Raw genomic sequence first — 23,135 nt, 5'->3', positions numbered from 1 at the left:
GTTATTCGGTTAGTTAAATGAAAGAAGGACAACAGCAATTTTATCACTGGCAATTTAGCCTGTCGGCGTCACCGGCAAAGCTGTGGCCTTACGTTTCAGATACCAACCGGATATTCCGAATTTTAGGTGCTACCCCCGTCAGCGAAACCTCTCTTTCCCGAAGCACCCCCAAAGGTTCATTAGAACTCAGTCATAACAAGCTCAAATCGTATGTAAGCTGGCGTCAAACTCCTTATATCTGGGAGTACCCTTACCGTTTTGGGGTGAGCCGTCATTATAAACTTGGAATCCTGAAGGAACTCCGGTTTTCAACTGAATTTATTTCTCTGGATGATGAAACACGGGTCAGTATCAAGATTTGGGTTCAGCCTACCAATCCCCTGTTTTCCTTTATCATAAAAGCATACGTCGAATATATAATTAAGCGTCGTTTAGCCAAGTATCTGCAACAGGTTGATGAAAGTATCTCCAAGAGCCTGAGACCCTACGAAATTTCAAAACCCAAAAAACTAGTCCGTGGTGCTGAGCGTAAAATCAAAACGATTAAAGCCCAGCTAATTGAAAACAGCAAGCGTAAGCGGATTGTAAACCGCTTGTTTGATCTCATCCAGCTTGCCGATGATGAAGAGCTGGAACGCATTCACCCCTACTCCCTTGCCGAGTATTGGGGAGAGAAAAAATATTCCGTACTGAATGTTTTCCTCCATGCTGCTAAACTGGATTTACTGGATTTCAGCTGGGATGTATGTTGCCCAAAATGTAAATCGCCCAAGCATACCTTTCGCAAGATGCGGGAAGCCCGGGTTCATCTGTATTGCAACGACTGTGAATCCGATTACATGATGGACTTTAACCGGAATACCCACCTGGTGTTTACTCCCCATCCGCTGATCCGTAAAATCACCGATAAAAAGTATTCTCTGGGTGGACCTCAATCCAAACCGCACCGTGTAACCCAGCAAAGTATTGATATAGGGAGCGAAAGGTATCCCCAAATACAACTGGAAGAAGGCACCTACCTGTTCCGGACCCATAACCATGAAGGCCACCTGATTTTGCACGTGCGGGAAGAAGGAACCGACAATATCACCATATTTATTACGGATGAGGAACTGGACGGACAGGAAATCACCATTTCCACAAACCCCAACCTCATTATCAGTAACCGTTCCTCCGAAAAGGCCGTCTGTTTTATTGATAAGATGAATTGGAAAGAAGAAGCCATTTATGCCAGCGAAGTCAGTTCCTCTCACGATTTCAGAGAATTATTCTCCCGCGAAACCCTGAAAGAAACGAGCAAGGTGAAGGCTTCGGAAGTAACCATGTTGTTTACGGATTTAATGAATTCTACCGAACTCTATGTACAGGAAGGCGATGAATCAGCGATTGGTCGAGTGATGGGGCATTTTAAGATTATACAACAGATTGTAGCCGAGGAACGCGGCGGTATTGTAAAGACCATCGGGGATTCGGTGATGGCTGTTTTTTGGGAGCCGGTTTCAGCTCTTAAAGCCGTACAGCGCATCCAGCAGATATTTACGACCTCCACCTCTATGGGCGATGCCTTCAAAATCAAGGCCGGTGTCCACTTTGGGGATTGCACGGCCGTAAACCTGAACGGACGCATCGACTATTTTGGAACTACGGTCAACATAGCCTCCCGCCTGGTGGATATTGCCTCTGAAAAAGAGATTATGGTTTCGGAAGCGGTCTTCAATCACCCCGACGTGCAACTGTATCTTGACAAACACTCCGATACCTTCTTCGTGAAAGAAAGCATGAAAGAGCTCAAAGGCTTTGACGACGAAGAATTCAAGGTGAAGCAGATCCGCCTGGAGCGCCCTCCGATGCGACTGGTTATTTAGTTTTGAGACGGAGAGCTTCGGTGTTGATTAATCTTTTTATATCGACACTAAATCGGGAAAAGAACAACTACTTGAACAATAGCTGCCCCTCTTTTAAAGACGAATAAGGTAGCTTCATTGCTATAATAATTTGGTATGCCTTCACAAATCAATTTCGTTGCATGGATACCGTTAATCCATTAATTTAAAGAATGATCAAATCATTTGGAGATAAAGCAACATCAGATCTGTTTCATGGAAATTCGAGCAGTAAAGTTCGAAAGTTGCCTGCTCAAATCCTTGATTCATCCATTTACAAACTGGATATACTGAATGCGGCTACCTCTTTAGATGATTTACGATCACCTCCGGGTAACAGATTAGAAGCATTACGCGGAGAGTATAAAGGATATTACAGTATTCGAATTAATGCCCAATGGAGAATCGTTTTTCGTTGGGAAGATTCCAGTGCTTTTGATGTAGCCATTGTCGATTATCATTAGAAAAAGGTGAAGCCCATGATTCCACAAAACAGAACAACCACACATCCCGGTACAATTTTACTGAGAGAGTACTTGGAACCGATGGAATTAACGCAGAAGGAATTAGCTGACCATCTGGGTGTTCCCATCCAACGAATTAATGAAATTGTTCGGGGAAAAAGAGGCATATCTTCGGATACAGCTTGGCTACTATCGAAAGCGTTAAATACCTCCCCTGAATTTTGGTTAAATTTACAGGCTATGCATGATTTATCCTCACATCGTCCAAGCAAAGAAATTACTCCAATTAAGGCTGCTCAGGCATAAAAAGGTGTTTTGAATTGGGCGCAGACGAGATGTAATGGAAACTTGTTTAACCTCGCAAAAAAGGTCTACCTTCGTGATGCCCTCCCGGAAGCTCTTGCTTCCTTTTCTGATTCTGCCGCATTTTTTACTTGGTGAAGCTGGAGCATCCGGTAATGCTTAGCTAAACCGAGGCTTAGCAACAAGATTCAAAAAATTAAAATCGTTTCCACCCTCCTTCCCCACCTAAACCGTTTTTATAATTGCCTGTCACTTCGCATCTTTGAGTAATTGTTACTCACTCAACTCAACATCTTCTTATGTCTGCAAAGCAATTACATCCATCCATTGCGGATAGCGTTCAACCCATGAAACCCAAAAAAAATATTGCGCTGATTGCTCACGATCACCGCAAAGCAGATTTACTGGACTGGGCCGAATACAACCGTGATCACCTTTCCGAACATAACCTGTTTGGTACCGGAACTACCGGTTCGCTGGTCTCTGATAAATTAGACCTGCCGGTTTTTACTTTTAAAAGTGGCCCTCTCGGGGGCGACCTTCAGATTGGTACTGCCATCGTTCAGAATGAAATTGATGTCATGATCTTTTTCTGGGACCCGCTGCAGGCCCAACCGCACGATGTGGATGTAAAGGCCCTCCAGCGCATCAGTATTGTATATAACATCCCGATGGCCTGTAACCGATCTTCAGCTGACTTCCTTATCACTTCACCCCTAATGAAAACGAAATACGATCGATTTATCGTTGACTACAGTCAGCGATTCAAAAAAGATTACCATGCCGAATAAACTCAAAGACGAGAAAAGCCCGTACCTGAAACAACACGCCGAAAATCCTGTGGATTGGTATCCCTGGGGTGAGGAAGCCTTCCAAAAAGCCAACGAAGAGAATAAGCCGATCTTCCTCTCCATCGGGTATGCCACCTGCCACTGGTGCCACGTAATGGCTCACGAGAGTTTTGAAGACCCGGACATAGCCGAGCTCATGAACGAGGCGTTCATTAATGTGAAAGTGGACCGGGAAGAACGGCCGGATATTGACAGCACCTATATGACGGTGTGCCAGATGCTTACCGGTCAAGGCGGCTGGCCTTTGACAATCATTATGACGCCTGATAAAGAACCCTTTTTCGCCGGCACCTATATCCCAAAAGAAGCACGATACGACAGAATTGGCCTCCGTCAGCTTATTCCGGGAGTGAAGGGTATGTGGAAGAATGAGCCCAAAAGAGTGGAGAAAGCCACGGCTAAAATCCGGGAAGGATTTACCCGATCGCAGGAGTTTGAAAGTGGAAAATTCCCCGGAACCGAAGCCACCGACTTTGCGGCCGAGCAGTTAGCTCAACGATATGATGGCGAACATGGCGGCTTTGGATCGGCACCGAAATTTCCCAGTCCCCACAACCTGATGTTTATGCTTCGGCAGTGGAAGCTGACCGGAGAAGACCGGTTCCTGCATATGGTGACGGATACCCTTGAGAAAATGCGCCTGGGCGGGATCTGGGATCACATCGGTTTTGGATTTCATCGGTACTCCACCGATCAGGAATGGCTGCTCCCTCACTTTGAGAAAATGCTGTACGATCAGGCCCTGCTTATGATGGCTTATACGGAAGGATGGCAAGCCACTCAAAACCCGCTTTTCAAACAAACAGTTTATGAGATTGCCGAATACGTGGAACGCGACTTGCTCCATCCCGAAGGTGGGTTTTACTCCGCTGAAGATGCCGACAGTGAAGGTGAAGAAGGAAAATTCTATGTGTGGGAGAAAAGTGAAATCGAATCCCTGCTTTCTGATGATGCCTCTCAGTTTATGGACCTTTTCAATATCACCGAAGAAGGAAACTTTGAGGATGAAGCCACCAAACAGCGAACCGGAAAGAATATCCCTCACCTGAATGCAGTATTAAATACTGAGCAGCAATCTCGATTTGAAGAAATAAGAACCTCGCTTTTTGAGCAACGGGAAGACCGGGTACATCCCCTGCTCGATGATAAAATCCTTACCGACTGGAATGGGCTTATGATAGCCGCTTTGGCAAAGGCCGGTTTCGCTTTTGGTGAAGAACGATTTACCCGCCTCGCCGAAAATGCCTTTCAGTTCATCAAAGAAAATCTCAAAGAAAGTGACAAACTGCTGCATCGTTACAATGACGGCGACGCCGCTATTGATGCTATGGGCGATGATTACGCCTTCCTGACCTGGGGGCTGATTGAGCTGTATGAATCTACCGGAAGGCCGGAATACCTCAAAAAAGCCGTGCAGCTGAATGATCAATTCATTGAGCAGTTCTGGGATGAGGATAAAGGCGGATTCTATTTCAGCATTGCGGATGAGGACCAGGTTTATGGGCGACAGAAACAAATTTTCGATGGTGCTATGCCTTCCTCTAACTCAGTAGCCATGACGAACCTGATCCGTTTAAGCAGGCTTACCGGAAACACTACGCTGGAAGATTATGCAGATAAGATCGGCCGGGCTTTCTCCGCTGATTTAATCCGATCGGGGGCAAGTATTTGTCACAGCATGCAGGCCATTCAGTTCTTACATGCAGAAGCAAAAGAGATAACACTGCGTGGCGAGTTTTCTGAACTCCAGGAAGTATTTGAGCTGCTCAGAAACCGGTTCACCCCTTTCAAAGTACTGCATTGGGTTACTGATGAGCATCAGGAATCGGTGGCTGAAATTGTGGACTATGTGGCTTCCCAAAAAAGACTGGATGATGAGCCTACGTTATATATATGCAGGAATTTCGCCTGCGATCAACCCATCAACAATCCGAAAAAAATGAAGAAAGCTTTGGGTTAATGATCAGTTTTTCCTTTTATTTACCTCATAATTTTATCAGGATGTCAATCCAATGTTGAACGGCCTGCGTATATAATCACATCAGACATTTATGCTATTTTTTATTTTATCTACGATTGGTAAAGTCCTTACAAAGGACGAGGAAAGGGACCGGGACATTATGGCTCGCATTAAGGCGCGGGACGCTTCTGCCCTCTCCGAATTGTATGATCAATATAACAGACTGTTGTTTGGCCTGATTCTATCCATCCTCAAAAAAAGAGAGGAAGCGGAAGATACGCTTCAGGAAGTGTTTACACAGATCTGGGAAAAAGCTGAACAGTTTGATTTGGAACGAGGAACTGTGTACACCTGGATTGTTTCCTTAACCCGAAATAAATCGATAGACCGGTTACGGTCCAAGGTTTATAAGGAACAGAAGAAACAATCAACCAGCCTGGATAATGAGGACGTTTTTTATCCGCTGTATTCAGATGAAACAGATCCGTTGGAAAACACCATATTAACCGATCGCGCAAAAAAATTGCGGGATGCGTTGGACCAAATATCTGACAAACAAAGGAAGGTATTACAAGTGGCTTATTTTAACGGGATGAGCCAAAGTGAAATCGCAGACGAATACGACATCCCTCTCGGTACTGTTAAAACACGAATGAGAGACGGCATGATAAAATTAAGAGAGCTTTTAGCGAAGGAAATAGAATTATGAGCAACGACAATAACAGATTTACAGAGCTTTGTACCGGGCATGTGCTCAATGCGTTGAGCGATAGTGAGGAAAAGGAATTTCAGCGCTTGTTGGCTGAAGCCGATGAATCCCAACTTACACTTTATGATGAATTAAAAGCAGTAGCTGCAGAAATGGCTACTCTTGCCCCGGCTGAGCAGCCTTCCCTCTCCGTAAAAGAGAGCATTATGCAAATGGCAACCGGAGTGGCTGACAATCAATCGTCAAAGAGAACACAAGCCCCTGTCCATATTATGAGATGGTACCGGGCAGCTGTAGCAGCTTCTTTCATCTTTATCTTTACGTCTATTGGATTGTTGTTTTACTCGCAATCTCTGGAAGAAGATATGCGGGGCCAGTCTCAAACTATAGCTCAGCAAGAAACTACTATAGAGTTACTTGAAAGCGAAGTGCAGCGGAAAGAAGAGCTGCTTACCATCCTTGAAGCCCGCGAAGTGGACCTCGTAATGATGGCCGGCATGGAAAACACCAACCCAAATGGTTATGGAAAAGTAGTTTGGGATAAACAAGGCGGCCGTGCCCTGCTTCAGGTAGCCAACATGCCGGTGGTTCCCAGCGATAAGGATTATCAATTGTGGTTTATAGTGAACGGCCAGCCCATCAGTGCTGGAGTGTTTGCAGTTGATGACCCACAACGGGATAACTTCTTCAAGATCGAGCAGCTGCAAAGCGATGCCCGAGAAGGTGCCTTTGCCATTACCATGGAGCCTAAAGGTGGGGTACCACAGCCTACCGGTGATATGTACCTGCTTGGCAATATGTAATCCACCACAGCAAATTAGAATAATTTTATCCGCGGATAAATCCGAAACATTATCCGCTTATACTTCTTTGATTTAGTACTAAACAATCTATGCGGCGATTTACCTCGTATAGATTAGTCAAGAGACCGAATATCCTAATGGATATTTATAATTCTAATAAAAACTAAATCAAATGAAGACGCTAAAACAGTTACCATCTTTTTTAACTGCTTTGTGTTTGCTGATGTTTGGATTGACCTCCTTCTCAAACGCACAAACAGTATTTGAAGCACAACTAAGCGGAAGTAACGAAGCCACCCCTATTACTTCCATGGCCAGCGGTTCTGTAACCGCAACGCTGAACGGGAATGAACTGGTTGTAGAAGGCTCGTTCGATAACCTGAGCAGTGCCATTGCAACCGAAATTGCCGGTGGAGCTCATATCCATACCGGAATGGCGGGAGAAAGCGGCGCAGTACTTTTTCCACTAACTATAAACGCGGACGGAGATAGCCAAGGCGGAGCTTTTGTAGGTTCTGAAAACACCTTCACGCTTAGTTCCGGGCAGGTTGATACCCTGATGATGCGTGGATTGTACATCAACATTCACTCCGAAAACTATGCCGGTGGTGAACTACGCGGACAACTTGTACCCGAAGCCGATGCATACTATAGGTCCAACCTATCAGGTGCTTTTGAAGTACCGGCAGCCAAAACTATGGCCAGCGGTTCCTTAGTATTTGAACTGGTTGGAGATTCTTTATTCGTATCAGGTTCGTTTTCCGATCTTGAAGGAGAATTTGATGCTAATGTTGCCGGAGGTTCTCACCTTCATATTGCACCCGCAGGGTCTAATGGCAGCATTGCTCTTACACTGGATGCAGAATTAGCTGCGGACAATCGTTCCGGGGTTTATCTGGCTTCCGACAACCGATTTGAACTTACCGCCGAGCAAAAAACAGCGCTGATGAACCGTAATTTCTACACCAATATCCATACCACAGCGTATGCAGGTGGAGAATTACGCGGACAAGTAGTTCCAGCTGCTTCAACTACCTTTTTTGCCCAGCTTTCAGGAAGTGCAGAGATTCCATCAGTTGCTACTGATGCTGCCGGATCTGCCGTACTTGAAGTACACAATGATACTTTGATTGTAACCGGTTCTTTTGCCGGATTGGAATCCTCCTTTAATGCACAAGTGGGATCTCATCTTCATGTTGGCCATGCCGGAGAAAATGGTGGCGTAGCCATCACCCTGGATGCCGACCTGAATGCCGAGCTTTCGGCAGCTACCTATTCTTCAACGAACAACGAATACACTTTGACTACTGAGCAGAAAACGGCTTTATTTGCCCGCAACATGTATGTAAATGTGCATAGCGTAGAAAATCCTGCCGGCGAAATCCGCGGACAAGTGATGGGAGATGCAGCTGCATACTTTCATACCAATCTGTCCGGCGTACATGAAGTTCAGCCTATTATGAGTGATGCTTTCGGCGCTGCTGCTGTAGAGTACATGAGTAATGGCAACATCATGGTTAGCGGTGGATTTGAAGGATTAAGCAGTTCAGCTATTGAAATTGCAGGAACCAGTGGTCACTTACACTCAGGCAGTGTTGAAGCCAACGGTGGAGTAGCTTTTGGGCTGGATATCACCCTGAGTGAAAATGACACCGCAGGAACCGTGATTGCTTCTGACAACATGTTTACGTTGTCTGCCGAGCAACAAACCACACTTTTTGACGAAGGCATGTATGTAAATGTGCATTCCGAGAATTTCAATGGTGGAGAGTTAAGAGGACAAGTTCTGTTTTCCTCCAACTTCACTCCAACGGCTCCGATGCTAACCGGACCGGCAGATGATGTAACGCTTTCTCTTGAAGGTGAATCATCCACCGCTTTTGAAGCGACCTGGGAAGCTGCTACCGATAGTAACGGAAATGAGCTGGCTTACATCTGGCAGCTATCTACGGATGCGGCGTTCAGTGATGTTGTTGTAAATGCCAATGTTGGTGCTTCTACAACTTTTGAAACCACATTCGGCGCTCTGGATACGCTTCTTGCCGATCTTGGAATTGATGTAGGTGCTTCAACAACCGTGTACCACCGCGTGATTGCCACCGATGGCAGCGATGAAGCGACCAGTGAACCACGTTCAGCAAATCTTGAACGAGGAACGGTAACGTCCAATGAAGATACATTCTCCGGAACCCCCGAGCAGTTTGAACTGGGACAAAACTACCCGAATCCGTTCAACCCAACTACAAGCATTAACTTCTCCCTTGCTGAAGCAGGCCAGGCTTCCCTGACTGTGTATAACATGCTGGGACAAGAAGTAGCCGTAGTTGCCAATGAACGCTTCACTGCCGGTGAGCATTCTGTAAACTTTGATGCCAGCGCATTAGCGTCCGGTATTTACATTTACCGCTTACAGGCAAACGGACAGACACTGACCAAGCAAATGACACTTATTAAATAAGCCCAACAGCTTATACCTCAACAAAAAAGGCGCTGTTCTTAACTGAACAGCGCCTTTCTTTTTTCTCTTTTGTATTGTTAAGGAAGTCCCGATACCTTTGTCAATGCGCAAAAAAGTTCGTAAGTAATTGTTATAATTGAAGTAATTTTGTAATAATTGGTGATTTAGATACTCTTTAACATACCTGCCAGCAAAAACCAGAGAGATTTCATGCTAAAATTAACAGCCCAACAAGGACTTATTTTACTCATTGCTTTTCTTTTGAGTGGGTGTGGGTTGTTTGAGAATGAACAAGGTTTGGGCATTTCTTGGCAGAAAGAAGATTTAAATGACTATGTAGTCTACACTTACAATCGGGGGTTCGAGAATCTCGGGCAGGTGGACCCGGTCACTGGAGAAGTCCTGCATGTATTTACTGAAATTGATAGCATCATTACGGTGGTTCCCTCACCAAGCGGAAACAAGCTATTTGTAAGCACTTCATCCGATCGCCTTTGGACCAATCCCGGAGCGGTGTATGAAGTGGACACCCGAAGCTGGGAGTACCGGAAGGTATACGATCAGGCGGCTTACCTGAAGCGGACCCATGATGATGAGTTGTATTTTATAACCTCCCCGGACGAGACGGGGTTAAACCGGGCGTTTGGAAAGATAGAGCCGACCACCGGGGAGTTTGAGGTGCTGGATTCTCTGGATGTGTCCTTCCGACGTTACGATCACCGTTCGATAGCTATAGACCGGACACGCAGCCTTGTGTATTACTTAGATGAAAATGACAAGCTGAACAAGCGAGACTGGGTTAACGGAGACCATGAGATCATGTACCCAGACACGACCTTTTGGTGGCAGGCCGAACTTCATGTGAGCTACAGTGGCAACTACCTGTTTATGCCGGCCGGCCCGGTTATTGACCTTCGCACCCGAGAAATTATAGGTAGCCTGCCCACCAATAACTTTGGAATCATTGCCTCCCGCAAGGATGAAAAGGAAGTGTATATCACCGATCCGGGCAGACTATTTCATCCTTTGGATGATGTTACCGGTATTATTACGGTATATACCCCCAAAAAAAATCGAGTAGTAAATTCATTTAAGCTTACTCAAAAAGAGACTAAACTACCGTACAGAACCTTCACTATCGATTTAACAGAAAAAGAACGATACGCGGTCATTGGAAGCAGAGGAGCTGGATTTCTTGTTGTCGACTTAAAAACAAGATTACTCATTAATGTGATCAAGCCATTCAATGATATTTCTAATATCCCCCGCTATACCGTATTGGCCAAACGTCCGTAAGAGATTTCCAACTATTAAAGAAAAGGAGAAGCCATGAAACATAAGATTACTTCTATTTGAGTAGACAAAAAAAAGCCCGACACAAAATCTTTGTCAGGCTTTTCAATTTCTGTTTCAATCTTGAAAGATTATTACTCCATCATCATGCTGAAAATATATTCCTGCAGGCTGATCAGCTGAACGCCGGAGGGAACTTCCACCATAGCTTTGGCAATGCTCGATCGGTTTACATTTTTCACGTCCATTACAACTTCCCGCTTATCTCCTTCCACCACTTCAATCATCAGGGGGAAGTTCTTGCCTTTAAAGATCACATCCTGAGACATGCCGTTTAGTTCTTTGTCAATGTCTTTAGGCATTCCTTTCCAGGGCTCAGCAAGCATTCCCCAGTTGATATCGATTCCGGGAGTCAGCCACACGGAAAGGTAGTTTTCTGGGTCATCTGTACTTCTGATAATCAGTTCTGTTGTTTCGTATCCCAGGATAGTTTTGGTTCGGTCGGTGTACTCATATTCAGCTTCAGGGGTATCCGATGAAGAGCTTTCCGATTCTCCGGCCCAGCTGAACAGCATTTCAACAAGAGATTCTATTCCGGTTTTAGTTGCCTGCAGGGCTTTATCTTTCTCCGTCATGATGATAAAGTCTTTCATGTCATTTCGGATCAGCAATCCGCCGGCATGTACTTTGCCCATCACCTCCAGACTTTCCTCTCCTTTAATCATGATGCGATCAGCAGTAGCGTAAAGATTCAGTTCACTCACCTCTTTCTGTCCGTTGTTCTCCCCATAAAGGTTCATGGTAATATGCCCTTCAAACTGAGCATAAGCAGCTGAGGAGAAAAGAATGGCAAATAAAAATAATGCAGTACCGAATAGTCGTCTTGTTTTCATAGTGATATTTTTTGGTTTGATAGACGGATTGTTAAACGCCTCAGGATAAGAGTTGTTTCGTGAGAATATATCAGGCGGGAATTAAATCATCCATGCCTACACTCACTTTTTTGATCCAGCCGCCGGCTACCACATCATCCCCTTCGTAGCACACAATGGCTTGACCGGGAGTGATTGCTTCCCTTCCAGCCGGAAAGTGAACTTTCATTTCATTGTCGCTGATTTGGGTAAGCTGACCAATCGCACCGTCATCGTTATAGCGAATGGCGCCCGTAATCTCCATATCGTCTTCAGGGATTTTGTCATACTTGATCAGATTCATTTCCCCGGCAATCAGTGTGGAGCTTACCAGGTCTTCCTTTTCACCGATGGTAATGGTATTGGTGGCCGGATCGATGTGTGTTACATACACCGGTTTGCCCATGGCTAAATCCAGCCCGCGCCGCTGACCGATGGTATAAAACGGATAGCCTTCATGCTCGCCAACAATGTTTCCATCCTTATCTACAAACTTACCGCCGGAAACCCGCTCTTCGAGTCCATCCACACGGTCTCTGAGGAAACGACGGTAATCATCATCCGGTACAAAGCAGATTTCATAGGAATCCGGTTTGTTGGCTACATTCAACAGTCCGTGGTCTTCAGCAATCTGCCGGATTTCAGTTTTGGGATAGTTTCCGAGTGGAAAAATAGTTCGTGCCAAATGTTTTTGAGCCACTCCCCATAAGGCGTACGACTGATCTTTCTTGGGATCATGTCCGCGTGAAATTACATAACGGCCATTTTCTTCGCGAACTTTAGCATAGTGCCCGGTTGCGATAAAATCACAGCCCAGGTTATCCGCTCTTTTAAGCAAAGCCGCCCATTTAATGTGCGTATTACAAAGCACGCATGGGTTTGGCGTTCTCCCTCCCAGGTAATCATCTACAAAACGATCGATAACCCAGTCGCCAAACTCCTCGCGGATATCAACGATAAAATGTTTGAAGCCATGATTTACGGCAATGTGTCGCGCATCATTCATAGACTCCACCGTACAACAGCCGGTCTCCTTGTCAGAATTTCCGCCGCTCCGGTGATAATCCCAGGTTTTCATGGTAATACCGATCACTTCGTAGCCTTGCTCCTGCAACATCACTGCTGCTACGGATGAATCGACACCGCCACTCATGGCTACTAATACTCTGCCTTTTTTACTCATAGAAAGGAAGTTTAAAAATACTTCTTGACGTTAAATGAACTCCAAAGATAAGGCTTTTTCAGGACGGTTGACAGAGGCCCATGAACATTGAACAAGGAATATCGAACACTCAACTTTGAACTTATACGTTCGGTGTTGGGTGTTCTTTGTTCGATGTTTGTTATGTCATGTACAAATAGGGTTTCCAGGGCTCTTGAACGCCGCCGTTGGAGTCGCGGAAGAAAGTGATTGGGATTGGGCGGTATGGTTTCTTCTTCAGCGGCATGCGGGCTTCTTTCGGCGTGCGGTTTCCTTTATGTACGTTACATTTATCACAGGCGGTGGTCAGGTTTTCCCAGGTATCTTTACCACCCCGGCTTTTCGGGATGATATGATCGATGGTGAGATCTGACTTTTTCCCGCAGTACTGACAGGTGAAATCATCCCTGCGCATTACATTTCTGCGGGAAAGCACAATTTTAGTGTAAGGGACCCGAATATAGTTTCGTAACCTGATTACAGAAGGGAATTGAAAGGACTCGCGGGGAGTACGCACCTCTTTCTCCGGATCGTCATGAAGCAGTTCCGCTTTTTCAAGAAAGATCAGTTTCATGGACCGCTGTACAGAACAAATACTAAGCGGTTGGTAGTCTTGATTTAAAACTAACACGTTGGCGTTCATAGTGCATCCGGTTTACGTTCTGTTGATGATATTTCAGTTGTTTACTTTCATGAAGAATGCAGAGTATGAAACAAAAAAAAGGCGTACTCACCAATGTGAGCACGCCTTAGTATGAGGTATTTGCCTTTAAATATCAATAGCCAATCATTCCTAACAACTGATCTCGCACTTCATCGTTAATAGAAATTGCAAGTACGATAGATACTGCCAGACCAATCAATGCGTAGGTCAGGTCTTTGAAGGCCATTCCAAACACTTTGCCCATAGGCCGCCCTTTCTCCTTTCCGTCCATAATGCTCATTCCGATTTCACGTCCGGCAAGCAGTCCAAGGAATACCCAGGTGGTACTCATCGGTACGGTACTGATTGTTAGTTTGTACACAAGCAAGATGGCGTACACAAAGTCGATGATGGTAGCAGAACGGACATCGGTAACCCGGGATTTCTCGGTTACAATTTCCTGAATCTTATCCCCTCTCAGGTAGAACAGCAGCCCAAGGCCGAAGAAGATGAAGAGTGCAAAGCCAAGGAACTGAGAAAACTCTAACGACCGTGGTAAGTACACCGCGATGTTGGCGGCATCCTGCATAACCCAGACAGCCCAAAGCGTACCGGAAATAATCCACTGCAGTGGAAGCCAGAATTTTTTAGGCTCTCCTTTAAATCTCTTCTCGATAGTATTTGTAACTAATAACCATACCACAAGTCCGGTTACAAGGGCAATTCCATATCCCTGTAAACTCTTGCCGAGCACCGAGGTAATACCCTCAGCAGAAGTGGCGAAACAGCTTAACAATAAGAAGGTGGTTGAAACCGGCATCCGCATACGGGTCAGTATCAACAAGAATACAGGCGCGGCCACCTGAAGAAATGAAAACTCAGTGGGTGCTTCCGAAAACCCTTTGGATGTCAGCCGCTGGTACGTTACATCCCCGTCAAATATATACCAGCTTACGGAAACGGTGACCAGGAAAATTCCCCCGATCCACAACCAAAGCATCCACCATTTTTTATCCATGTTGGAAGCCAGGAAGGTACCGATGGTTTGAATACTGTCGTTGGCAATAGCAGAGTATCCGGCAAAAATGAAACCGACCCACATGGCCAGTTCTGCATATGGGAACACCACACCGGAGATAAAAAAGAACAGACCAATCAGGCCTATAAAAATTCGTTCCTGTTTAATTACATCATAAAAACCCGTTGGGATTAACCGTTCTATCGGACTTTGATCACTTTCGTTAGATTGTGTATTAGACATTGATATGAGTTAGTGTGCTGAATTTTGCCCAAGGGTACTAAGCTCATGTTAAGACAGTGTTACGAGATGCCGATTTGCCCGATACTTAACAATTTTATAACAATGGCGATTTTCACCTAAAGTATTGGCTGGCTTTAAAGCACATCATGAGCCAAATGGTCGATTATTTATCTTGACAAAAACTGAATAGGCTTTCTGAAGACAGATTAACATTTCGATACTGATTCGTGCTGGTTTCTGCCAAAATTTCATCGTCTTTTTTCTATAAAGTTATACTTGTTTTCCATAATCCTTTTATATTTGGAACCGCTTTTTTGAGCGATTCAAGCTACAAAACCATCAAATACAGACGATGTCCACAAAAGACTCTATTGCCAGCGGCTATTACAAAGAACCGGTTCCTCATATTGCTCACGACTCTCCCTTTGCTTCCATGATGGAGCGCTTTCGGTTCGCAGCAGAAATTCTCGATTTAGATGAAGGTGTTTTTAAATATTTGTCCAGTCCCGAAAAGGTGGTCATGGTTTCCATCCCGGTAACCATGGACGATGGGCGCATCGAAGTGTTTGAAGGGTACCGCGTAATTCATAACAGTATTCTTGGCCCATCCAAAGGTGGAATCCGGTATTCTGAAGACGTCACCATTGATGAGGTAAAAGCTCTCGCAGCCTGGATGACCTGGAAATGTGCCGTCGTCAATGTTCCCTTTGGCGGAGCAAAAGGCGGCGTTCGGGTAAACCCAAAGAACTTATCCCAGGCTGAACTGGAGCGACTTACCCGACGGTACACCGCCAACATGCTGGATGTTTTTGGACCCGATCGTGACATCCCCGCCCCTGATATGAACACCAATGAGCAGGTGATGGCGTGGATCATGGACACCTACAGCATGAAACAAAAGAAAACAGAAAACGCTGTTGTTACCGGAAAGCCCATTATTCTTGGCGGATCAAAAGGACGAAAAGAAGCGACCGGACGCGGGGTGGTAACCTGTACGCTTGCGGCTTTAGGTAAACTTCGTATTTCCCCAAGCAACACAACCGTGGTAGTTCAGGGATTCGGAAATGTGGGCTCTGTTTCTGCACAGCTCATGTATGAACAAGGAGCTGAAGTAATTGCTATCAGCGATATCAGCGGCGGTTATTACAACAAGAATGGTATCGACATTGAAGAAGCTATTCGCTATTCCCAAACGCACGGAAATTCACTGGAAGGCTTTGACGGAGCGGAGCCCATCAGCAATCAGGATCTGCTTGAACTTGAATGTGATGTATTGATTCCTGCTGCTAAAGAAGATCAGATTAACAAAGAAAATGCTGCCAGGATTAAAGCCAAGATTATCGCTGAAGGTGCTAACGGTCCCGTTACCGCCAATGCCGATAAATTACTGGAAGAGAATGGGATTATGGTCATTCCTGACATCCTTGCAAATGCTGGCGGTGTAACGGTTTCCTATTTTGAGTGGGTGCAGGATCGGCACGGTTATTTCTGGACGGAAGAACGCGTAAACCGCCGCCTGAATCGCATGATGAGAGAATCGTTTGACAACTTGTTTATGGTGAGTGAAAAGTATAGTATTACGCTCCGTCAAGCGGCTTACGTGTATGCCATCGACCGGGTGGCCACGACGCTGAAACTGCGTGGTATATATGCTTAATACATGAAATTACTACAGACCCTTACCCTACAGTCAACGTACGAGGAAGTTGAAAGAGTGGAGCACATGCTTACCGCTCTTCAGGAAGAACTCGGCTTTAACGATGAATTTTATGCCCGCCTGATGCTTACCGTTTCGGAAGCAGCCACCAATGGTATTCTGCACGGTAACAAATTGGATGAATCCAAGATCGTGACCATTAAGGCCTACAAGGACGATAGTAAGCTTATCTTTGATTCAAAAGATCAGGGGGAAGGTTTTGATCCGGAATCTATTCCCGATCCCCTGGCTGAGGAAAATTTACTAAAAACCAGCGGCCGTGGTGTTTTCCTGATGGAAGAATATGCCGATGAAGTTTCTTATTCCGAGAATGGAACACGGTTGAAACTGGTCTTTACCTTACCGGAGTGATAGTAGGAAAGCGGTCATTTTGTACTGCTCTTCTACCCCCCTAAAGTCATTCAGAGCGATAGCGATGAATCTTAGTCATGATATGATTACCAAGCATCTTCTGGCTAAGATCCTTCGTGGATAACACCAGCCCCCAATTCAACTTAAATTAGCTCAGGATGACTTTTTATTCTGCAGCGGAAAGTAAGCGACCGCTTAATCTAAGTAGCTGAGTTTCCGCTGACTTCGCTTCAATCTGGGCGGCAATCAACCGGTTTTCAGCATCAAGTAAACTCTGCTGAGCTTCACGTAATTCAACCGAGTTGATGGTTCCCAACCGGAAACGCTCCAGGGCTATCTCCTGGCTTTGTTGAGCATATTGCAGATTCTCTTTCTCCAGCTCAATCAGGGAAAGGGCATCGCTGTACTGAGCATAAATCTGACGAATCTGAGATGTAACCTGAAAGCGTACATCCTGCAGACGCAGCCCCTGGTTTTTCTCAGCAATCTTAGCGTTTTGTCTGCGCCGGTTTTTATTCATTCCGTCAAAAAGGTTGATCCGGGCCGTTACACCATAGGTAAATCCACTGGTTTCAGTAAAATCCGCAAAGCCACTGCTGGTTTCCGTCCGCTGGTAACCATAGCCTCCGTTTAAACTAATCTGCGGGAAAAACTCGCCGGAAATCTCACGGATTTCAGCTTCGGCAGCATTTTGATTCAAACGTGCAATTTGTAATTCACTATTCTGTTGCAGCGCCTCCTCAATGAGTGGCTCAAGCCTCAACTTCTCCCCCAAAACGATATTGCTACTTACATCATAACCGGATAAGGAGGTATCTGCTAACACCTGCGTGAGTAAAATCTTGGCTTGCTTCAGGCCGGTTCCTGACCGGATAAGTGCGGCACGGTCGGCATTGAAATCAGCCCGGGATTGTATGAGGTCATATTCTGAACCTGACCCCAAATCGAGCCTTGTCTCGGCTATACGAATTCGTTCTCTGGATACCTCAACGGTATTCTCCAGCACATGATAGGCATTCTGCTGGCCTACAATCTGGTAGTAAGTGCTGATGATATCGGCCAGTACCTGTTCAAGTTGAAGCCGGGCTTCCGTTTCATCAATTTCCTCTTCCAGTGAGAGCCGGTCAGAGGTGGCAAACATGGTTAAACCGTCAAAAATGGTCCAGTTTGCATTCAGCCCATAACTGAATATGGTAGTCCGGGCATTCTGGTCGTTCCGGTCGGGAATGGCATTGGTTGAATATTCGGCCTTATTATCTTCAACGCTTTCATTGAACGTACCATCGGCAGAGATCACCGGCAGAAAACCGGCATTACCCGGTGAATTATTGTTGGCCGAAATCCGCGCTTCGTTTTCAGCAATCCGGATGGCAAAATTATTCTCGAGTCCGGTACGGATTACCTTTTCAATGCTCAATGTATCCTGGGCCATTAAGGGCTTTGGGAGGAAGCAAGCGGTACCAATAATCAGTATAAACAGGGACAGTCTTTTCATTTTAAACAGGAGCAGTATCTAATTCTTTTTCAGCTTTCTTGATCGTCTCTTCGTCAATTATATCATCATCGGATTTCACCGGCGAGAGGTAGGAGTACATGGCAGGAATCACATACAGAGTAAGTAAACTACCGATAATCAATCCCCCAATTACAGCTATACCCATTGAGGTTCGGCTTTCAGCGCCGGCACCAAGGGCCAGTGCAATAGGTAAAATCCCCAGTACTGTAGAGATACTGGTCATCAAAATCGGGCGAAAACGGGCTGCAGAAGCATCAAGAATAGCGTCCATAATGGATAGTCCTTGTCGCTGTCGCTGGTTTGCAAACTCCACGATCAGGATTCCATTTTTAGTCACCAGACCAATCAGCATAATCATCCCGATTTGACTAAAGATGTTCAGCGTCTCATTGAAATACCACATACTCAACAGAGCCCCGGCCAACGCCAGCGGTACGGTTAACATAATAGTGAACGGGTCGCGGAAGCTTTCAAACTGTGCCGAAAGTACCAGGTAAACCAAGGCCAGCGCGAGCAGAAAAATGAAGCCAAGGCTGGACGAACTGTCAACAAAATCACGGGAAGGACCCGCAAGGCTGGTTACAAAGGTATCATCCAGAACTCCTTCTGCTATTTCATCCATGGTTTCAATACCGTCGGCGATAGTGTATCCCGGTGCTAAACTTGCTGATATAGTGGCTGAAGCATACCGGTTAAAGCGATAGAGCTGCGGCGGACTGCTTTGCTCAGCAACCGTTACCAGGTTATCCAGCTGAATGAGGCGGCCTGAGTTATTTCGAACATACAGACTCTTTAAATCCACCGGTTCATTACGGTTTGCCCGGCTTACCTGACCGATGACCTGATATTGCTTTCCATTCATGATAAAAAAGTCGAATCGCTGACCACTCAAAGAAAGCTGCAAAGTCTCGGCAATATCCCGTACGGAAACTCCTAAATCCTGAGCGCGTTCACGGTCAATAGAAACCTGAAGTTCCGGCTTGTTGAATTTCAGGTCCACATCCTGATAGGTAAACATTGGGTTGTTCCGCACTTCTTCCAGAAATTCGGGTATCACTTCCTTCAGTTTTTCAAAATTCTGGTTTTGCAATACATACTGAACGGGTAACCCTCCCCTGCTGCTGCCAATCGTTTGTTCCTGTGATACAAAGGTTTGAGCTCCGCTGAGGCTCGTAACCAGCTGAGATAAATCATTGGCAACATCGTCCTGTGAACGCTCTCTGTTTTCGGGCTCTTTTAGGATGGCAAAGGCAAAACCGGAATTCACCGAACTGGAAGCCCCAAAACCCGGAGAGGTTACCGAAATAACCGATTTAGCCTCAGGAACACTGTCCTGAACCAAAGTAATAAGCCGGTCCATATAGTTATCCATGTACTCGTAGGAAGCCCCCTCGGGAGCCTGGGCAAACATCCGCACTCTGCTTCGATCTTCAAGCGGAGCGATTTCCTGTGGAAGGGTCATCATAAAGAGATAAATCAAGCCGCCGGAAGCTGCAATCACCAAAAATGAAACCCAGCGGTTGTTCATGAAGGTCTGCAACGAATTCTTGTACGCCTTATTCATGGCAATGAAAAACGGCTCGGTCATCTCATAAAACTTGTTATGCCGCTCTCTCTTCTTAAGCAGTTTAGTGGAAAGCATGGGGGTGAGCGTAAGAGCTACAAATGAGGAAATAATTACAGCCCCGGCTATCACAACTCCAAACTCTCTGAATAAACGCCCGGTAATTCCACCTAAAAACAGGATGGGCATAAACACCGAAACCAAGGCAGCCGATGTTGCAATAACCGCAAAGAAAATTTCTTTGGAACCTAATATTCCGGCAATGGTGGGTTCCAGTCCCTGCTCAATTTTAGCATAAATATTCTCCAGTACCACAATGGCATCATCTACCACCAAACCAATAGCTAACACGATAGCCAGTAGCGTCAATACGTTGATGGAAAAGCCGGCCATGTACATCACAAAGAACGCTCCGATTAGTGCAATCGGGATTACCACCACCGGGATTATAGTGGTTCGCCAATCTCTCAGAAACAGGAAGATGATAGCGATTACCAGTAGAAAAGCGATAAATATAGTCTGTTGTACTTCGTCTATGGAAGCCCGGACATATTCGGTGGTATCAAAGCCAATGGCCGTTTCGATGTCGGCGGGTAGATCTTCTTCGATGGCATCTGCCCTCTTGTAAAACTCGTCAGCTATCTCAATTTGATTGGCGCCGGGCTGAGGAATCAACACTACTCCTACCATCGGCACCCCATCCCGTTTCAGGATGGTTCGTTCGTTTTGCGGACCTAATTCGGCATACCCCAAATCACGAAGCTTGATGTTGCTTCCGTTACGCTGACTAATGATCAGGTCGTTGAATTCTTCTACGGTAGTCATTCTCCCCATCGTCCGAACCGTTAGTTCAGTCAGGTCTCCCTCAATACGGCCTGAGGGTAATTCCACATTCTCGCTGGACAGTGCATTTCGTACATCAAGGGGGGTTAAGTCGTAGGCTGCCAGTTTCATTGGGTCCAGCCAGAGTCGCATCGAGTAGGTTTTATCTCCCCAAATTTGCACGCTACTTACACCATCAATGGTTTGAACGCGCTCTTTAAAATAGTTAATGGCCACATCGGTAAGCTGAAGCAGGTTTCGTGAATCACTCTTTATGTTGAAAAAGAGAATTGGACGGGCGTCAGCATCCGCTTTTGAAACCACGGGGGGATCGGCATCAGGCGGTAAACTTCCCACAGCTCTTGATACTCTTGCCCGTACATCATTGGCCGCCGTTTCGAGATCCACATCCAGGTTAAATTCTACGGTTACCGTACTTCGTCCTTCCCGGCTAACCGATGTCAGGTTTTTGATACCGGCAATCCCGTTAATTTCTTCTTCCAGCGGTTCGGTGATCTGAGATTCAATGACCTCTGCATTCGCCCCGATATACGATGTACTCACCGTTACGATGGGCGGGTCAACAGCCGGATACTCCCTGACAGGAAGGTAGTTGAAGGATATAATCCCAAACAAAACAATTACGATAGAAAAAACGGTAGCTAATACCGGGCGACGAATACTCAGTGATGATAAACTCATGCTACTCCGTTTCTACATTACCAATATTAACCGGCATCCCGGGACGAACCTGTAATAATCCGCTTGTAAGCACCGAATCACCTTCTGCAATGCCCCCGGTAATTTGAACTTTAGCTTCATTCCTAAGTCCGGTTGAGACCGTTTGAGGCTGAACCACCCCGTTTTTCACCACAAATACTTTTTGTCCCTGAAGTTCAGGAACGATGGAGATAGATGGAACCATCAAGGCATTGTTAATAGTCGAAAGTGTAAGTTCCAGGTCTGCAAAAGCGCCGGGTAATAATGCTCCATCTTTATTCGGACTTTTAGCCCGAACTTGTAAAGAACGGGTTTCGGTATCAATTCTGGGTTCTTTGGCATATACACTCGCCGTGAGTGTTTTATCCAAACCGGAAACCGTGAATGCTACTTTGTTACCAACTTCTACCATAGCCGCATATCGCTCGGGAATGGAAAAATCAATTTTAATGGGATCAATATCCTGCAAAGTGGCAATTCTTGTGCTTGGGGTGATGTAGCTTCCGTCACTTACATACTTAAGGCCAACTTGTCCGGAAAACGGAGCACGGATTTCCGTCTTGGCAATTTGTGCTTCAATCAGGGCAACTTCTGCACGCATTACGTTTACCTCATTCAGCGTAGCATCGTACTCTTCCTGGCTGATCCCACCCTTGTCAAGCAGCTGGGTCTGGCGTTTTTCCCGGTCTTCGGCAAGGTTCAGCCTGAACTCAGCCCGGTTCAGTTGCGCCTGCAATTCACTATCATTGATTTTGATGAGCAACTCTCCTTTTTCTACATACTCACCTTCTTCCAGGTAAATCTCTTCAATCAGACCGGAGCTTTCACTGGCCAGTTCCACCTCTTCATTGGCAAGCAAAGTACCGGTGGTAAAAATATTGTTTTCAATGGTATCGGGCTTGGCAACATATACATCCACTGAAAGTGTATTATTGGATGAATTGTTGGCTGCCGTATTACTTGCTGACCCTGTTAATCCCTCTAATTTTGGAATGGCTAACAGGCCCAGAGCGATCAATACGCCTGTAACTATAAGTATGCGTTTCATTTATACTGTTTAAGAATTCGAAAGTGTTGCTAAAGGTAACCTTTGTGCAGGTTCCAGCATTCTTAAATCATGAAAAGCCTTGTAAAAGATTGTTTGTAATTCAGAGCATGAATAGCTGATTACTGTACCAAAAAAAGCGATGCAGGAATATCCCACATCGCTTTTATATTTATAAAAAGTGCTTAATTAAGCTACCTGAGCTTCAAGCTGTTTGCTAAGCTGTGATTTTGGAACAGCTCCAACAATTTGGTCTACTACTTCACCATTCTTGAAAATCAGGAGAGAAGGGATGCTACGGATACCATATTTTACGGATACTTCCGGATTGCTATCCACATCTACTTTTCCAATTTTTGCTTTTCCTTCGTATTCACCGGCCAATTCTTCAACAATCGGACCTATCATTCGGCAAGGTCCACACCATTCAGCCCAAAAATCAACTAATACAGGTTTGTCTGAATTCAGTACTTCATCATCAAAATTGGAGTCGGTTAACTCGATTGGTTTTGACATATCTTTTATTTCTTTATTGAGTGTTCATCAATTCTGAACAAATATCGGAATAATTCATTCAACATTACACATTCTTTTAAATTATTGGGGCAATAGCGGGGGTTTATGAGTTGGAGGGTGAGGATTTGAGTTACGAGTTGCTGA

Annotated in this window: 19 protein-coding genes; 11 read left to right on the top strand and 8 right to left on the bottom strand. The window is 45.4% G+C overall.

What is annotated here, in order from left to right; translation table 11 throughout:
* Positions 1-17 precede the first annotated feature (17 nt).
* From JJ941_RS14680 to JJ941_RS14640, 9 genes are all read left to right on the top strand, one after another.
* Entirely contained in the window at positions 18-1,865 is a 1,848-nt protein-coding gene (locus JJ941_RS14680) for an adenylate/guanylate cyclase domain-containing protein (RefSeq protein ID WP_290966825.1), read from the top strand.
* 191 nt (positions 1,866-2,056) lie between these two features.
* Positions 2,057-2,347, top strand: a complete 291-nt coding sequence (locus JJ941_RS14675; RefSeq protein WP_290966822.1) for a type II toxin-antitoxin system RelE/ParE family toxin — start codon at positions 2,057-2,059, stop codon at positions 2,345-2,347.
* A gap of 15 nt (positions 2,348-2,362) precedes the next feature.
* The gene (locus tag JJ941_RS14670) at positions 2,363-2,653 is read left to right on the top strand and encodes a HigA family addiction module antitoxin (protein ID WP_255134965.1); all 291 of its coding nucleotides are present in this window, start codon (positions 2,363-2,365) and stop codon (positions 2,651-2,653) included.
* Positions 2,654-2,997: 344 nt separating this feature from the next.
* Positions 2,998-3,441, top strand: coding sequence for a methylglyoxal synthase (locus tag JJ941_RS14665; RefSeq protein WP_290966817.1), 444 nt, complete (start codon positions 2,998-3,000; stop codon positions 3,439-3,441).
* Positions 3,431-5,461: a thioredoxin domain-containing protein gene (locus JJ941_RS14660; RefSeq protein WP_290966814.1), complete on the top strand. Its 2,031-nt coding sequence runs from the start codon at positions 3,431-3,433 to the stop codon at positions 5,459-5,461. Before JJ941_RS14665 ends, JJ941_RS14660 begins: the two co-directional genes overlap by 11 nt.
* A gap of 160 nt (positions 5,462-5,621) precedes the next feature.
* Positions 5,622-6,170 carry a sigma-70 family RNA polymerase sigma factor gene (locus JJ941_RS14655; RefSeq protein ID WP_290966811.1) on the top strand — a complete coding sequence of 183 codons (549 nt, stop codon included), beginning with the start codon at positions 5,622-5,624 and terminating at the stop codon, positions 6,168-6,170.
* The gene (locus tag JJ941_RS14650) at positions 6,167-6,973 is read left to right on the top strand and encodes an anti-sigma factor (protein ID WP_290966809.1); all 807 of its coding nucleotides are present in this window, start codon (positions 6,167-6,169) and stop codon (positions 6,971-6,973) included. Before JJ941_RS14655 ends, JJ941_RS14650 begins: the two co-directional genes overlap by 4 nt.
* A gap of 172 nt (positions 6,974-7,145) precedes the next feature.
* Positions 7,146-9,431 carry a CHRD domain-containing protein gene (locus JJ941_RS14645; RefSeq protein WP_290966806.1) on the top strand — a complete coding sequence of 762 codons (2,286 nt, stop codon included), beginning with the start codon at positions 7,146-7,148 and terminating at the stop codon, positions 9,429-9,431.
* A 210-nt stretch (positions 9,432-9,641) separates the two neighbouring features.
* A complete protein-coding gene (locus tag JJ941_RS14640) occupies positions 9,642-10,727 on the top strand; it encodes a hypothetical protein (RefSeq protein WP_290966803.1) in 1,086 nt (361 codons plus the stop codon).
* 131 nt (positions 10,728-10,858) lie between these two features.
* Here the strand turns inward: JJ941_RS14640 and JJ941_RS14635 are convergent, their stop codons facing one another.
* From JJ941_RS14635 to JJ941_RS14620, 4 genes are all read right to left on the bottom strand, one after another.
* The gene (locus tag JJ941_RS14635; RefSeq protein WP_290966800.1) at positions 10,859-11,617 is read right to left on the bottom strand and encodes a DUF4412 domain-containing protein; all 759 of its coding nucleotides are present in this window, start codon (positions 11,615-11,617) and stop codon (positions 10,859-10,861) included.
* Between the two features lie 70 nt (positions 11,618-11,687).
* Positions 11,688-12,818, bottom strand: a complete 1,131-nt coding sequence (gene mnmA / locus JJ941_RS14630; protein WP_290966797.1) for a tRNA 2-thiouridine(34) synthase MnmA — start codon at positions 12,816-12,818, stop codon at positions 11,688-11,690.
* A 160-nt stretch (positions 12,819-12,978) separates the two neighbouring features.
* The gene (locus tag JJ941_RS14625; protein WP_255134975.1) at positions 12,979-13,410 is read right to left on the bottom strand and encodes an HNH endonuclease; all 432 of its coding nucleotides are present in this window, start codon (positions 13,408-13,410) and stop codon (positions 12,979-12,981) included.
* Positions 13,411-13,612: 202 nt separating this feature from the next.
* Positions 13,613-14,740, bottom strand: coding sequence for a hypothetical protein (locus JJ941_RS14620; protein WP_290966792.1), 1,128 nt, complete (start codon positions 14,738-14,740; stop codon positions 13,613-13,615).
* Between the two features lie 352 nt (positions 14,741-15,092).
* Here JJ941_RS14620 and JJ941_RS14615 point away from each other — a divergent pair, with 352 nt between their 5' ends.
* Together JJ941_RS14615 and JJ941_RS14610 are read left to right on the top strand one after the other, a co-directional pair.
* On the top strand, positions 15,093-16,397 hold the full coding sequence (locus JJ941_RS14615; protein ID WP_290966789.1) for a Glu/Leu/Phe/Val dehydrogenase: 1,305 nt from the start codon (positions 15,093-15,095) through the stop codon (positions 16,395-16,397).
* Between the two features lie 3 nt (positions 16,398-16,400).
* Positions 16,401-16,808: an ATP-binding protein gene (locus JJ941_RS14610; protein ID WP_290966787.1), complete on the top strand. Its 408-nt coding sequence runs from the start codon at positions 16,401-16,403 to the stop codon at positions 16,806-16,808.
* A gap of 166 nt (positions 16,809-16,974) precedes the next feature.
* Here JJ941_RS14610 and JJ941_RS14605 read toward each other — a convergent pair whose 3' ends face one another.
* The 4 genes from JJ941_RS14605 to trxA form a co-directional block, all read right to left on the bottom strand.
* Positions 16,975-18,303 carry a TolC family protein gene (locus JJ941_RS14605; RefSeq protein WP_290966785.1) on the bottom strand — a complete coding sequence of 443 codons (1,329 nt, stop codon included), beginning with the start codon at positions 18,301-18,303 and terminating at the stop codon, positions 16,975-16,977.
* Between the two features lies 1 nt (position 18,304).
* Entirely contained in the window at positions 18,305-21,412 is a 3,108-nt protein-coding gene (locus tag JJ941_RS14600) for an efflux RND transporter permease subunit (protein ID WP_290966782.1), read from the bottom strand.
* A 1-nt stretch (position 21,413) separates the two neighbouring features.
* On the bottom strand, positions 21,414-22,478 hold the full coding sequence (locus JJ941_RS14595) for an efflux RND transporter periplasmic adaptor subunit (RefSeq protein WP_290966779.1): 1,065 nt from the start codon (positions 22,476-22,478) through the stop codon (positions 21,414-21,416).
* 186 nt (positions 22,479-22,664) lie between these two features.
* Entirely contained in the window at positions 22,665-22,991 is a 327-nt protein-coding gene (trxA, locus tag JJ941_RS14590; RefSeq protein WP_255134982.1) for a thioredoxin, read from the bottom strand.
* Between the last annotated feature and the right edge of the window lie 144 nt (positions 22,992-23,135).

The organism is Gracilimonas sp. (genome assembly GCF_017641085.1).
Taxonomy (GTDB): Bacteria; Bacteroidota; Rhodothermia; order Balneolales; family Balneolaceae; genus Gracilimonas.
This window is presented reverse-complemented; position numbering and strand designations above follow the sequence as displayed.

Bases quoted from the DNA above. Each gene is read 5' to 3' on its own strand.
- JJ941_RS14660 (WP_290966814.1), top strand. From the start codon at position 3,431: ATGCCGAATAAACTCAAAGACGAGAAAAGCCCGTACCTGAAACAACAC.
- JJ941_RS14600 (WP_290966782.1), bottom strand. From the start codon at position 21,412: ATGAGTTTATCATCACTGAGTATTCGTCGCCCGGTATTAGCTACCGTT.
- JJ941_RS14620 (WP_290966792.1), bottom strand. From the start codon at position 14,740: ATGTCTAATACACAATCTAACGAAAGTGATCAAAGTCCGATAGAACGG.
- JJ941_RS14605 (WP_290966785.1), bottom strand. From the start codon at position 18,303: ATGAAAAGACTGTCCCTGTTTATACTGATTATTGGTACCGCTTGCTTC.
- mnmA (WP_290966797.1), bottom strand. From the start codon at position 12,818: ATGAGTAAAAAAGGCAGAGTATTAGTAGCCATGAGTGGCGGTGTCGAT.
- JJ941_RS14610 (WP_290966787.1), top strand. From the start codon at position 16,401: ATGAAATTACTACAGACCCTTACCCTACAGTCAACGTACGAGGAAGTT.
- JJ941_RS14650 (WP_290966809.1), top strand. From the start codon at position 6,167: ATGAGCAACGACAATAACAGATTTACAGAGCTTTGTACCGGGCATGTG.
- JJ941_RS14655 (WP_290966811.1), top strand. From the start codon at position 5,622: ATGGCTCGCATTAAGGCGCGGGACGCTTCTGCCCTCTCCGAATTGTAT.
- JJ941_RS14665 (WP_290966817.1), top strand. From the start codon at position 2,998: ATGAAACCCAAAAAAAATATTGCGCTGATTGCTCACGATCACCGCAAA.
- JJ941_RS14635 (WP_290966800.1), bottom strand. From the start codon at position 11,617: ATGAAAACAAGACGACTATTCGGTACTGCATTATTTTTATTTGCCATT.
- JJ941_RS14680 (WP_290966825.1), top strand. From the start codon at position 18: ATGAAAGAAGGACAACAGCAATTTTATCACTGGCAATTTAGCCTGTCG.
- JJ941_RS14595 (WP_290966779.1), bottom strand. From the start codon at position 22,478: ATGAAACGCATACTTATAGTTACAGGCGTATTGATCGCTCTGGGCCTG.
- JJ941_RS14645 (WP_290966806.1), top strand. From the start codon at position 7,146: ATGAAGACGCTAAAACAGTTACCATCTTTTTTAACTGCTTTGTGTTTG.
- JJ941_RS14670 (WP_255134965.1), top strand. From the start codon at position 2,363: ATGATTCCACAAAACAGAACAACCACACATCCCGGTACAATTTTACTG.
- trxA (WP_255134982.1), bottom strand. From the start codon at position 22,991: ATGTCAAAACCAATCGAGTTAACCGACTCCAATTTTGATGATGAAGTA.
- JJ941_RS14625 (WP_255134975.1), bottom strand. From the start codon at position 13,410: ATGAAACTGATCTTTCTTGAAAAAGCGGAACTGCTTCATGACGATCCG.
- JJ941_RS14675 (WP_290966822.1), top strand. From the start codon at position 2,057: ATGATCAAATCATTTGGAGATAAAGCAACATCAGATCTGTTTCATGGA.
- JJ941_RS14640 (WP_290966803.1), top strand. From the start codon at position 9,642: ATGCTAAAATTAACAGCCCAACAAGGACTTATTTTACTCATTGCTTTT.
- JJ941_RS14615 (WP_290966789.1), top strand. From the start codon at position 15,093: ATGTCCACAAAAGACTCTATTGCCAGCGGCTATTACAAAGAACCGGTT.